Source organism: Martinezella lusitana (genome assembly GCF_900094565.1).
Taxonomy (GTDB): Bacteria; Pseudomonadota; Alphaproteobacteria; order Rhizobiales; family Rhizobiaceae; genus Rhizobium; species Rhizobium lusitanum.
Genome location: NZ_FMAF01000002.1, coordinates 270,131 through 282,881 on the forward strand (window position 1 = coordinate 270,131; position 12,751 = coordinate 282,881).

At 61.7% G+C, this 12,751-nt stretch carries 11 protein-coding genes; 2 read left to right on the forward strand and 9 right to left on the reverse strand.

Annotated features, from left to right (window positions below):
• Positions 1-39: 39 nt before the first annotated feature.
• Positions 40-1,302: a Gfo/Idh/MocA family protein gene (locus tag GA0061101_RS04530; protein ID WP_092573127.1), complete on the forward strand. Its 1,263-nt coding sequence runs from the start codon at positions 40-42 to the stop codon at positions 1,300-1,302.
• A gap of 49 nt (positions 1,303-1,351) precedes the next feature.
• Here GA0061101_RS04530 and GA0061101_RS04535 read toward each other — a convergent pair whose 3' ends face one another.
• The 4 genes from GA0061101_RS04535 to GA0061101_RS04550 all read right to left on the reverse strand — a co-directional run bounded on the left by GA0061101_RS04535 (position 1,352) and on the right by GA0061101_RS04550 (position 5,994).
• Positions 1,352-1,939 (reverse strand): transglycosylase SLT domain-containing protein, encoded by a 588-nt coding sequence (locus GA0061101_RS04535; RefSeq protein ID WP_037195951.1) that lies wholly within the window; start codon positions 1,937-1,939, stop codon positions 1,352-1,354.
• 114 nt (positions 1,940-2,053) lie between these two features.
• Positions 2,054-3,079 carry a hydroxyacid dehydrogenase gene (locus tag GA0061101_RS04540; RefSeq protein WP_037195954.1) on the reverse strand — a complete coding sequence of 342 codons (1,026 nt, stop codon included), beginning with the start codon at positions 3,077-3,079 and terminating at the stop codon, positions 2,054-2,056.
• On the reverse strand, positions 3,076-4,932 hold the full coding sequence (locus tag GA0061101_RS04545) for a DUF2264 domain-containing protein (protein WP_037195956.1): 1,857 nt from the start codon (positions 4,930-4,932) through the stop codon (positions 3,076-3,078). Before GA0061101_RS04545 ends, GA0061101_RS04540 begins: the two co-directional genes overlap by 4 nt.
• A 39-nt stretch (positions 4,933-4,971) precedes the next feature.
• Positions 4,972-5,994 carry a LacI family DNA-binding transcriptional regulator gene (locus GA0061101_RS04550; protein ID WP_037195958.1) on the reverse strand — a complete coding sequence of 341 codons (1,023 nt, stop codon included), beginning with the start codon at positions 5,992-5,994 and terminating at the stop codon, positions 4,972-4,974.
• Positions 5,995-6,143: 149 nt separating this feature from the next.
• Here GA0061101_RS04550 and GA0061101_RS04555 point away from each other — a divergent pair, with 149 nt between their 5' ends.
• Entirely contained in the window at positions 6,144-7,439 is a 1,296-nt protein-coding gene (locus tag GA0061101_RS04555; protein WP_037195960.1) for an ABC transporter substrate-binding protein, read from the forward strand.
• A gap of 260 nt (positions 7,440-7,699) precedes the next feature.
• Here GA0061101_RS04555 and GA0061101_RS04560 read toward each other — a convergent pair whose 3' ends face one another.
• The 5 genes from GA0061101_RS04560 to GA0061101_RS04580 all read right to left on the reverse strand — a co-directional run bounded on the left by GA0061101_RS04560 (position 7,700) and on the right by GA0061101_RS04580 (position 12,749).
• Positions 7,700-8,554 (reverse strand): 5'-nucleotidase, lipoprotein e(P4) family, encoded by an 855-nt coding sequence (locus tag GA0061101_RS04560; protein WP_037195962.1) that lies wholly within the window; start codon positions 8,552-8,554, stop codon positions 7,700-7,702.
• A gap of 303 nt (positions 8,555-8,857) precedes the next feature.
• Positions 8,858-10,588 carry an ABC transporter substrate-binding protein gene (locus GA0061101_RS04565; protein ID WP_037195963.1) on the reverse strand — a complete coding sequence of 577 codons (1,731 nt, stop codon included), beginning with the start codon at positions 10,586-10,588 and terminating at the stop codon, positions 8,858-8,860.
• A gap of 68 nt (positions 10,589-10,656) precedes the next feature.
• Positions 10,657-10,944, reverse strand: a complete 288-nt coding sequence (locus GA0061101_RS04570) for a DUF2160 domain-containing protein (RefSeq protein ID WP_037195965.1) — start codon at positions 10,942-10,944, stop codon at positions 10,657-10,659.
• 12 nt (positions 10,945-10,956) lie between these two features.
• Positions 10,957-11,829, reverse strand: a complete 873-nt coding sequence (locus GA0061101_RS04575; protein ID WP_234903919.1) for a carbohydrate ABC transporter permease — start codon at positions 11,827-11,829, stop codon at positions 10,957-10,959.
• A 47-nt stretch (positions 11,830-11,876) separates the two neighbouring features.
• A complete protein-coding gene (locus tag GA0061101_RS04580) occupies positions 11,877-12,749 on the reverse strand; it encodes a carbohydrate ABC transporter permease (protein ID WP_037195968.1) in 873 nt (290 codons plus the stop codon).
• Positions 12,750-12,751: the final 2 nt, after the last annotated feature.

The window sequence follows — 12,751 nt, forward strand, 5'->3', positions numbered from 1 at the left end:
CTAGCCTGACCATCGCCATCACAGATTCTGGAGGAGCAGATGCAGTCATCGAAGAAACGCTACGTTCTGGTCGGTACCGGCAATCGCGGCGCGACCATGTGGGGCAAGGATCTGGTCGAGCGCTGGAGCGACGAGGTCGAACTCGTTGCAGTCTGCGACCTCAACGCCATGCGGGCCAAGCGGGCGCTCGACTATATCGGCGCGTCGGTGCCTGTTTATACCGATTTCGATGAGCTGCTGCGGGTCGAGAAACCGGATCTCGTCATCGTCTGCACCCGCGATTCCAGCCATGACGATCTGATCGTCAAGGCGATGGAATCCGGCGCCAACGTCATCAGCGAAAAGCCGATGACGACGACGGTCGACAAGATCAAGCGCATTCTCAATGCCGAGGCGCGCACCGGCAAACGGCTGGATGTCTCCTTCAACTATCGCTTCGCGCCGACGGCGGCAAAGATCAAGGAGCTGATCAATTCCGGCGTTATCGGCGATGTCACCTCAGTCGATTTCCATTGGTATCTCGACACCAGCCACGGCGCCGACTATTTTCGCCGCTGGCATGCATTCGTCGAAAATTCCGGCAGTCTCTTCGTCCACAAGGCGACGCACCATTTCGATCTGCTGAACTGGTATCTGGATTCCGATCCGGAAACGGTCGCAGCCTTTGCCGATCTCAAGCATTACGGCCGCAAGGGTCCGTTCCGCGGCGAGCGCTGTCGTAACTGTCGCTACAAGGAGGAGTGCGACTATTATCTCGATATCGGCGCGACACCGCTGCTCGAAAGCCTCTATGAGGATCCGTCCACTGTCGACGGCTACGTGCGCGATGCCTGCGTCTTCCGCGAGGATATCGACATTCCGGACACGATGGTCGCCTCGATCCGCTATCGTAACGGCGTCAACGTTTCCTATTCCTTGAATACCTACATGCCGATCGAAGGGCACCACATCGCCTTCAACGGCCACAAGGGCCGGATCGAGCTGCGGCAATACGAGAAGCAACACTGGACGACACCACCGGCGGATGAGATCGTCGTCATGAAGAATTTCGGCGATGTCGAGCGCATATGGGTGCCGCATTCATCCGGCGGCCACTATGGCGGCGACGACCGGCTGCGCAACATGCTGCTGCGCTCCGGCCCGAACGACGAGCTCAAGCAACGCGCCGGTTCGCGCGCGGGTGCGATGTCGGTTCTCTGCGGCATCGCGGCGCTGGAGAGCAGCCGCACCGGCCAGCAGGTATCGATCGCCGACATCTGGGGCGAGGATGGCGGCTTGAACCTCTTGGAGCCGCGGCCTTAGGCCCGCAGCTACGTGTATTGCGGAAATTGCTCCGAAGTCGACCGCGCGATCAGCTGCAGCTCGGCAGCTGCTGCGCGTAGATCCTGGTCATGCCGTTGAAGCGCTTGGCGCCGGACAGTGCGGCGGAATTGCCGCGCCATGCCCCCTGCAGATAGCCCTTCGGGCCGGAGTAGTAGGCGAGATAGAGATCGTAGGAATCGTTCAGGGGAATGCCGGTCTGCAGATGCGTCTGGTAGTGATACCAGCCGACGAAATCGATGGCGTCGGCGAAGTTGGTGCGGCTCGCGGTCCAGTTGCCCGTCTCGCGCTTGTATTTGTCCCAGGTGCCATCGAGGGCCTGCGAATAGCCGTAGGCGGTCGTTGGACGCTTCCAGGGAATGAAGCCGAGCAGGTATCGCCTTGGCGGACGGGCGCGTGGCCGAAAGCCGGATTCGGTGTAAATCGTCGCCATCAGGATCGGCACCGGCACGCCGTATTTGCGCTCCGTGCGTTCGGCTGCCCGCTGCCAATTGTTGAACCAGCCGTCCCGCTGGTCGAAGATCGCGCAGATGTTGCGGGTGCGCGAGGGTGCGGTTGCGCAACCCGCCAGCACGCCGAGCAGCAACACAGCCAGAATGGAAAGCACGCGGGTACGCATAACTAGAACCTCTTCGATAAGAAGATTGCTAGCGCGGAATAATTAAAAACGGGTTGTTCGCCTGTGCCGAAATGGGGCGATTTCAGGGAGTTTTCATGGATTTGCTGCGTCGCATCATGCCATGCGCGCCATGTCCTCGCGGCGGATCGCGTGGAGCAGCGGCCGACCCTCGATGAAACGAATGGCTTCTTCGACTGCCATCTTGCCGAGGCGGGTCCGCTCGAGGCCGACGGCGCCGGCGATATGCGGCGTCAGGAAGATATTCGGCAGGTCGTAGAAGGCGGAATCCGCCTCCGGGATTTCCGGATCGGTGACATCGATGATCGCATCGATGCGGCCGGTCTTCAGCGTGGCGATCAACGCCGCCTCGTCGACCAAGGCACCGCGCGCGGTGTTAATAAAGGTCGCCCCCTCTTTCATCAGCGAGAGGCGCCGGGCGTCGATCATGTGCCGCGTCGCCGGCAGGGACGGCGCGTGCAGCGAGATGATGTCGGCTGATGCCATCAAGGCGTCCAGCTCGGTCTTCTCGGCGCCGAGGCGCGTGGCTTCTGCCTCATCGACCATGGGATCGTAGAGCAGGACCCGGTAGTCGAAGGGCGCGAGCAGTTCGATCACCCGCCTGCCGATGCGCGAGGCGCCGATGATGCCGACCGTGCGGCCATAATTGCCGATGGCTTCCGCCTGGATCGGCTGCGTTCGTTTGCGGTTGCGGTCGGCGACATAGAGATCGCGGAAGCGAAAGATCTTCTTGCCGGCAAAGATGATGGCGGCAAGCGTGAATTCGGCGACCGGGAGGGCATTGGCCTGCGCCGCATGGCTGACCGATATGCCGCGATCGAACAGGCTGTCTCCGAGCAGGCCCTTCACTGTACCGGCGGAATGAGCCACCAGCTTCAGATGCGGAGCCAGCGCCAGCGCCGCGGCATCGATCGCCGGCGAGCCCCAGCCGGTGATCAGGATTTCGGTTTCGGCGAGCAGTTTGCTTGCGCGGTCATCATCGAAGCGCTGCATCGGCGTTGCATCCAGCACGCGGCCGACCGTATCGAGGTGCTGGATCAGCACCTCCGGCAGGACGTGTTGCGTGCGGGTGGGTTGCATCGCAAAGGCAATGGCGGGACGTGTGGAGACGAATTGCGTCATGGCAGGCGACCGGGCGCCTCGATGGCGCTGACCGTGATGCCCTTGTCGGCCACGAGCGCGCGCAGGGCATCGATATCGGGCCTGGCGGGCGGCTTCGTCCAGATGCCGCCGACGGAGGAGGGATCCTTTTCAGCCAGAACTGCGGAAACGAGAATGGTTTGTCCTGAGGGGATCGTGGCGCGCAGCTGCGGCACCAGCGTCTTGGAAGCGATCAGGTTGGTGTTCGGCGGCGCCTTCTGCGCCAGCCCCTTGCGCTCGATCGTGGAGCCGAGATCGAGGATGCCGCTGAAATCCTCCTCGCCGATGACATAGGCCGCACCCGTCTCGGAGGAGAGCGTATCGACCTCGAAATCGCGCCGCGCGATGGCAAAGCCGCCTTCCGCCGTCTGAAGCGGCCGAGGCGTAGTGATCCTGTGAAGGCGGATGTGCCAGGGCGAGGCGGGGATGAGCCATGTCTCCACTGTCACATCAGCATAAGGCGACCATTTGGCATAGAGCGTGTCGCCGGCAAGTTTCGCCTCCTCGTTGGTCTCGCGGACGCGGTAATGCAGACCGTCGTCGCTGAAGGCGAGCATGCTGTCGAACGCACCGCCGGCAAAGATGCGCTCGTCGCTCTCGACGCTGAAGCCGTAGCGGGCCGAATAGGCGAACTTCGCGTATTTTTCGGCGCCGAAGCGCATCTGCTGGTTTTCCTGGCCGCTGGAGAGCGCCACGACATCGGCCTTGCTGCGCATCATCACCATGCCGGGATGCTTCTGCGGGACGATAGCCGGCTCATTTTCCAGCGGCTTTTCTTCTGCTGTCCAGAAGGGATGTGTTTCGGGAAGCGCCAAAGGCAGGAAGGCCTTGAAGGCCCAATAGGGTGAGCCGGCGGAATTGTAGTTTTCCGACATCAGCAGGTTGGGATAGGCAAAGCCGATCGGCAGGGTGCCGTCGCGATTGGCGATCGGCTTGTCGGCCCACCAGCGCAGGTGCCGTAGGCAAAGCCCCTTGATCTCGCCCCAGGGCAGCGCCTCGACATCGGCAAAGGCGAGCGCCGACCAGAAGCCGGCGCAGGCGAAGCGATAGGTCAGGCTGCGGCCGAAGGGGATGGTGGCGCCATCTGGCGCAAACCAATGGCGGAAATCTTTGGCGAAGAGCATGGCGCGTTCGCGGTAGCGCTCGGCGCGGTCGTCATTGACGAGCTTGGAATAAATCAGCCCGTAGAAGTGCATCGCGAAGGGAACGTAATGGTCGATGCGCCTGATATCGCCGTCGCGATACCAGCCGTCGGCGATATAGAAGCCATCCAGCTCTGTCAGATAATTCTCCGTCAGGCTGCGGTCGAAGGAGGCCCCGAGCCGGTCGAGCGCGATATCCACGAAGATGCGGAAGAATTTCCAATTGTTGTCGGCATAGTCGAAAGTGCGAGCATGCTTGAGATAGGCGATGAGATTGTTCCGCGCGCGCGCATCGAGCGGTTCCCAGATCTTTTCGGGCACCAGCGCGAGCGCAAAGCCGAGCGCTGCAAGCTCGACCATGCGCTGATCGCGACCGTTGACAGTGCCCCAATATTCCGGATGGTCGGGATCGACGCCATTGGCGAGCCCCTCGGCATAACGGTCCCAATGACCGAAATCGCCGCCGCCGGCGCCGAATGGCGCAAGGCCCCAGAGCGGGCGGGCGAATCCTTCGAGATCGGCGGCCGCCCGGTCGAAATGGGCGCCTGCCGCGTCGATGCGGACACGGGCATTGCCCTCGGAGAAATAGGGCAGGAGCGGATCGAACAGGTCGGTCAGCGCCCGCCGCATGTCGGTGAGGTTCTTCAACGGGTTGCCGGCAAGCGGATTGGTGCTGGCGGGGTCGTAGATCATCGGTGTGGCTCTCTCGATTGGTTCCGCTGCGGGGAAGGCTCAGGTTTCGGGTGGGAGGGTACCGCCGGCGACCGGTATAACGCCGTGGCAAACGTGGCGTGCCGGCGCATCGCGGTCGCGGAAGCGGGCGATCATCAGGCTTATGGCCTCGCGCCCCAGCGCTGCGCGGTCGACACGCATGGTCGCCAGCCTGGGATTGGTCATCAGCGCGCAGGGCAGGTCGTCGAAGCCGACGATGGCGAAATCCTCCGGCACGCGCAGGCCGGCTTCGGTCACGGCGTCGAGCACGCCGACGGCAATGAAATCATTCATGCAGAAGGCGGCTGTAAAGCCCTCATCCGCAGCGAGGATCGCGGCTGTTGTATCATGGGCCTCCTGGCTGGAGCTGCCCCGGAAGTTCATCGGCACGATACGGCCATGCGCCCCCTCGACGGATGCGATCGCGGCTTCGAAGCCACGGATGCGCTCGCGGATGGTCTGGCGATGAGAACCGGTCAGGTGCAGGATGTGGCGGTGGCCGGCATCGAGCAGCCGCCGCGTCGCGTTGTAGGCGCCGAAGAAATTCGAGGGTGAAACCCCGTCGAAGCGCAGTTTCGGGTCCGTGCCGTTGACGAGAACGGTGGGCGTGCCGCTTGCCTCGAGCCATCGGCACAGCTCCTCGGAGGGATCTATGCCGACAAGGAAGAGGCCCTCGGCGCCGGCAGCCTGCAGATATTCCATCACCAGATTCGGTTCGGTGCGGGCCTCGCGGATGAGGCGAATGTCGAAGCGCATGCCGCGTTCGGCGGCGCCGGCGCGCAGGCCTTCCAGAATGCCTTCGTAGAAAACGCTCAAACCGCCCGTAACGCTATCGCTGGCGATCAGCGCTAGGCCGCCCGCCTCCGCCTCCACAGCCGTCTTCAGCGGGTAGCCGAGATCACCAGCCACCTTGAAGATATGCTGGCGGATCATGTCGCTGATTCCGGGTTCATTGGTCAGCACGCGCGACACCGTCGAAACGGAGACGCCGGCTGCGGCAGCAATATCGGCTTGCCTGATACGTTTGGATCGAACATCGCTCATATCGCAATTGTTATGCAAAATTGTGCAAATTTGCAACAAAGAGTTTTTTATTGCGTAGCGCAATGAAGTTGCATATCTTCGCTCGGAATTGTCCGCTGAAGACGTCGGGAGACCGTCGCGGATGACAACGCAAGAGAAGGAGGAATCTCATGCGCATGAATCGCCGCTCATTCATGATCGGAACTGCCGGAGCTGCTGCGGGTCTCGCGTTCGGGGGAGGGGCGATGCCGGCCTTCGCCGACGCCACGCAACTGCGGGCGATGTGGTGGGGCTCGCCCGATCGCGGCAAGCGCACGGTCGCCGTCGCCGAACTGTTTCACAGCAAGAATCCCGATCTGTCCGTCATCGGCGAGAGCATCAGCGGTGACGGCTACTGGGCCAAGCTTGCGACTGGCATGGCCAGCCAGAACATCGCCGATGTCTTCCAGCTCGAGCCGAGCACGATTTCCGATTATTCCAAGCGCGGCGCCTGCATGCCGCTCGATCAGTTCGTGCCCTCGACGCTGAATGTCGACAGTTTCGGCAAGGATGTGCTGAAGCTCACGACCGTCGACAGCAAGCTTTACGGCGTCGGCCTTGGGCTCAATTCCTTCGCGATGTTCTATGACGAGGACATGTTCAAGAAGACCGGCCTGACGCCGCCCGGCCCCACCACGACATGGGCAGACTATGCGGATCTTGCCGTTGAGATGACCAAGGCGGCCGGCAAACGCGGCTATTGGGGCGGGCCTTATGGCGCGCGCTACAATTATGTTCTCGATGTCTGGCTGCGCCAGCGCGGCAAGAGCCTTTTTACCGAGGAGGGCGGGCTCGGCTTCGGCGTCGACGATGCCAAGGAATGGTACAGCTACTGGGAAGAGCTGCGCAAGCGCGGCGGCACGGTCTCCGCCGATGTCCAGACGCTCGACCAGAACGTCATCGAAAGCAATTGCCTGGCTCTCGGCAAATCGGCCATCGGCATGGCCTATTCCAACCAGCTCGTCGGCTATCAGCTCGTGGTCAAGAGCAAGCTCGCCGTCACGATGCTGCCGCGCGAAAAGAAAGACGGCCCCTCCGGCCATTACTATCGCCCGGCGCTGATCTGGAGCGTGGGCGCCACCAGCAAGAACGGCGAAGCGGCGGCGAAATTCATCAATTTCTTCGTCAACGATGTCGAAGCAGGCAAGATCCTCGGCGTCGAGCGCGGTGTGCCGATGTCGCCCGCCGTGCGCGCCGCCATCCTGCCGACGCTTAATCCGGTAGAGCAGCAGACGGTGCAATATATCGAGCTGCTCAAGGATCAGGTCGGCACCTATCCCGTGCCGGCGCCGCTCGGCTCCGGAGAATTCGACCAGAACGTCGCGCGTCCCGTCGCCGACCAGCTCGCCTTCGGCAAGATCACGGTCGCCGAGGCGGCCAAGAGACTGGTGGAGGAAGGTGCGACGAAGCTGAAGCGGAAGAGCTGATTGAAGGCCGGCTATGTGAGTGGATGACGGTGAGGCTGGTTCGGCTTTGCCTTGATTCTGTGCCTGGCCCCTCACCCCAACCCTCTCCCCGCAAGCGGGGCGAGGGAGTTTTCATGCCTGACTTAGCTTCAGTCTTCCTGAAGACCAGCGGTTTCTCGATCGTCCCTTCTCCCCGCTTGCTGGGAGAAGGCTAGGATGAGGGGCCAGGCACTAAGGTTCCACAGACTTGAACGTGCCTGACAATCACCCTCGAACGACGGCTACTTCCCATCCCAGGGCTTCAGCGCATCCTGCTTCATCTGCCGCTGCTTTTCAGGCGGCAACTTGTAATCCCCCTTGTAGGGGGCGCTCTCGAACGAGCCGTAGGTCGGGTTGGCGATGGCGATCCAGTCATGGCCGAAGTGGGCGGAGTTGGCCTCGAAGACCTTCTGGCGCTCCTCGACCGAGCCCTTGTAGTCGTCGGTGAAGTCGCCGAAATTGTCGCCGAACATCAAGAGGATGCGGTAGTTCTTGGCGATGAAGGCGCGGCGCGTGCCCTTGGCGGAGCCCCAATCGGGCTGTTCCTTGGCGCTGAGGAAAGTGTCGACATTGTCGCCCATCGGAAAGCCGAAGCGCTTCATTTCCTCGACGGTCGGCTTTTCTTCATCGGCAGTGCGGTTGGTGACGTAGAAGACCTTGACGCCCTTCGAGGCTGCATATTGCGTGAAGTCGACCGCGCCCGGGATCGGCTTGTCCTGCTGGGCATTCACATATTTCGTCCAGCTATCCGGCGTGAAGCTGGTGCCCGCCGTGATGTTGTGCGCCTGATAGGGCGAGGTATTGAGCACGGTGTCATCGACATCGAGGATGATGGCCGGCGGGAAATCCTGGAAACTGCCCGTTTGCTCGACCGGTGCTGCCGTCCAGTTCTTGTCGGCAAGCGCTTCGTCAAGCCGGAGGCGTGCGAGCGCATAGGCGCCAAGCGCATTGGCCTGGGCTTCGACCGAGGTTTGATCCCAGAGAACGGCGTTGAGATTATCGTCCGGCATGGCGGCCGGCACATCGGCGGCAAAAGCAGGCACGGCTGCAGCGAGGCCGAACACGAATGCCAGGCGTCCAAAGTATCTATTTCTCACTCCGTTCTCCTTTATGAAATTCTGTAAAATCAACGGGTCGCATCAACGATTTCAAACAGGCGTGAAAGTCTTGATCCGGGTAAGGATAGTTTGCGCGCGGATGGAATGTGTCAAGCATATGACAACTGGTTGCACCCCGATTCGGCTGATTTTGGTTGATGACCCCGCCCGAGCCCATCGCCGGGGTGCCGTACGAAGGTCCCGTTGACGCGCGCCTGAGAAGTGTTTGGGCTGGGAACAGCAAAATGCCGGGGCCTTTTCAGACCCCGGCACAGCCGCATCTCCTCAATCGATCGATCGGGTTTATTTGGCCGAGTCGGCCCAGCTCTTCACCAGTTCGTCGTAGTTGACGGTGACCGGCTTTTCCTTCTCGGTCGCGATCTTCAGCTGCGGAGCGAGATGGCCGTTCTTGACGGCATCGGCGTTCCAGTAGGCGAGATCGTGTTCCTCGGCGAGCTTCGGGCCGATATCGCCCTGAACGCCGGCGCGTTCGATGCGCTGCATCACCTTTTCCTGATCGGCGCAAAGGGCGTCCATGGCGCCTTGTGCGTCCTTGGCACCCGATGCGGCATCGCCGATCGCCTGCCACCAGAGCTGTGCCAGCTTCGGATAATCAGGAACGTTCGTGCCGGTCGGCGACCATTGCACGCGTGCCGGCGAGCGGTAGAATTCGATCAGACCGCCGAGTTCCGGCGCACGCTTGGTGAAGCTCTTGTCGCGGATGGTGGATTCACGGATGAAGGTGAGGCCGACATGGCTCTTCTTCACGTCCACCGTTTTCGAGGTCACGAACTGCGCGTAGAGCCATGCGGCCTTGGCGCGGTCGACCGGCGTCGATTTCATCAGCGTCCAGGAACCGACGTCCTGATAGCCGAGCTTCATGCCGTCTTTCCAGTAGACGCCATGCGGAGACGGTGCCATGCGCCACTTCGGCTTGCCGTCGGCGTTCATGACCGGCAGGCCGGGCTTGACCATGTCGGCGGTGAAGGCCGTGTACCAGAAGATCTGCTGGGCGACGTTGCCCTGCGCCGGAACCGGACCGGATTCCGAGAACGTCATGCCCTGGGCTTCCGGCGGTGCATAGGCCTTCAGCCAATCGAGATATTTCTGGATGGAGTAGACGGCAGCGGGGCCGTTGGTGTCGCCGCCGCGGGCGACGCAGGAGCCGACAGGGCGGGAATTGGCATCGACCTTGATGCCCCATTCGTCGACGGGCAGGCCGTTCGGCAGGCCCTTGTCGCCGTTGCCGGCCATGGAAAGCCAGGCATCGGTGAAGCGCCAGCCGAGCGATGGGTCCTTCTTGCCATAGTCCATATGGCCGAAGACCTTCTTGCCGTTGACGTCGCGGCCGGTGAAGAACTGGGCGATATCCTCATAGGCCGACCAGTTGACCGGCACGCCGAGATCGTAGCCGTACTTGGCCTTGAAATCGGCCTTGTTCTTCTCGTCGTTGAACCAGTCGTAGCGGAACCAATAGAGGTTGGCGAACTGCTGGTCGGGAAGCTGGTAGAGCTTCTTGTCCGGAGCGGTGGTGAAGCTGGTGCCGATGAAATCGGGGATATCGATGCCGGGATTGGTGACGTCCTTGCCCTCGCCCGCCATCCAGTCGGTCAGGTTGCGCACCTGCTTGTAGCGCCAATGGGTGCCGATCAGGTCGGAATCGTTGACCCAGCCGTCATAGAGGTTCTGGCCGGTCTGCATCTGCGTCTGGATCTTTTCGACGACGTCGCCTTCCTGGATGACGTCATGCGTGACCTTGATGCCGGTGATGGCGGTGAAGGCCGGTGCCAGAACCTGCGATTCGTACTGGTGGGTCGTCAGCGTTTCCGAGACGACCTTGATCTCCATGCCCTGGAAGGGCTTGGCCGCGTCGATGAACCACTGCATTTCCTTTTCCTGGTCGGCGCGCGAGAGCGTCGAGAGATCGCCGATCTCCTTGTCCAGGAATGCCTTGGCTTCGTTCATGCCGGCATGAGCCGTGCCGGCCAAGGCCAGCAGGGCGACTGCCGTCGTCGTTAAGAGATGTCTTCGCATAAATTCCTCCCTACAGGTTGCGAGTATATTCCCAGGCGGCCAGACCCCGGCCTCCGTACCAGTTTGCTTCAGACCAGACGGAAGACGCCGATGGCGTAGACCACGGAAAGAGCAAGAGCCCACCACAGGCTGGGGCCTCCCAGGCCCAGCCAGCCGATGTGGATGAAGGCGGCGCCGAGCAGCGAGATGAACAGCCGGTCGCCGCGTGTCGTTTCGAAATGCAGGATGCCGACGCGCGGATTGCCGCCGGGCGAAACATATTCCCAGACCGCCATGCCGATCAGCAGCACCAGGATCGTCGAGAAGAACAGCGCTGTCGGCAGCGTCCAGGCCATCCAGGAAAAATCTGTGTTCATGGCGGTTTCCCTTCAGACGCGGCCGAGCGCGAAGCCCTTGGCGATGTAGTTGCGGACGAAATAGATGACGAGCGCGCCGGGGACCAAGGTCAGCACGCCGGCGGCGGCAAGCAGGCCCCAGTCCATGCCCGAGGCCGAGACCGTTCGCGTCATGATGGCGGCGATCGGCTTGGCGTCGGTCACCGTCAGCGTGCGGGCAATCAAAAGCTCGACCCAGGAGAACATGAAGCAGAAGAAGGCAGCGACGCCGATGCCGCTGGCGATCAGCGGAATGAAGATCTTGATGAAGAAGCGCGGGAACGAATAGCCGTCGATATAAGCCGTCTCGTCGATCTCCTTCGGCACGCCGGACATGAAGCCTTCGAGGATCCAGACCGCGAGCGGCACGTTGAACAGGCAATGCGCCAATGCCACTGCGATATGGGTGTCGATCAGGCCGAAGGCGGAATAGAGCTGGAAAAAGGGCAGCGCGAACACCGCCGGCGGCGCCATGCGGTTCGTCAGCAGCCAGAAGAACACGTGCTTGTCGCCGAGGAAGCGGTAGCGCGAGAAGGCATAGGCCGCGGGAAGGGCGCAGGCAACCGAGATCACCATGTTCATGACGACATAGGTGATCGAGTTGATATAGCCCTTGTACCAGGACGGATCGGTGAAGATGATCGTGTAATTGCGCAGTGTCGGCGCGTGCGGATAGAGCGTCAACCCGTTGACGATCTCCTCGTTGGTCTTGAAGCTCATGTTGACGAGCCAGTAGATCGGCAGGAGCAGGAAGACGATGTAGATCGCCGGCACCAGCCAGGACCATCGGCCCTTCTCGCTCTGCCTACGCGCAACCTGCGCGCCGGCAGCGGCGGCATTGCCTGTTGTCGCGCCGGAGACTGCCATCTTGTGCAGCGCGGCGTCGTCGGCCGTGGTGGACAGGGGTTTGCCGCTCATTGGCTTGCTCCCGCATCGTAATTGGTCATGACGGTGTAGAAGACCCAGGACAGAAGCAGCACGATAAGGAAGTAGACGAGCGACATGGCCGCCGCCGGGCCGAGGTCGAACTGGCCGAGCGCCATCTTCACGAGATCGATCGACAGGAAGGTCGTCGAGTTGCCGGGGCCGCCGCCGGTGACGACGAAGGGTTCGGTATAGATCATGAAACTATCCATGAAACGCAGCAGCACGGCGATCAGCAGCACCCGGTTCATCTTCGGCAGCTGGATGTAGCGGAAGACGGACCAGCGCGAGGCGCCGTCGATCTTGGCCGCCTGGTAGAAGGCGTCGGGAATGGAGGCGAGGCCGGCATAGCAGAGCAGCACGACGAGGCTCGTCCAGTGCCAGACGTCCATGAGGATGATCGTCGCCCAGGCGTCGACCGGATCGGAGACGTAGTTGTAGTCGATGCCGAGGCCGACGAGGACATAGCCCATCAGGCCAATGTCGCTGCGGCCGAAGACCTGCCAGATCGTGCCGACGACGTTCCAGGGAATCAGCAGCGGCAGGGCCATCAATATGAGGCAGACCGGCACGCCGACACCCTTCTTCGGCATATTAAGGGCGATGAAGATGCCGAGCGGCACTTCGATCGCCAGGATGACGAAGGAGAAGATCAGGTTGCGGAACATAGCATCCCAGAAACGGCCGGAATGCAGGATCTGCTCGAACCAGCTGGTGCCCGCCCAGAAGAAGACGTTGTTGCCGAAGGTATCCTGCACCGAATAGTTCACCACCGTCATCAAGGGAATGACGGCGGAAAAGCCGACCAGCAGCAGAACGGGAATGAGCATGAACCAGGCTTTGTTGTTCCAGGTCTTGTCCATCG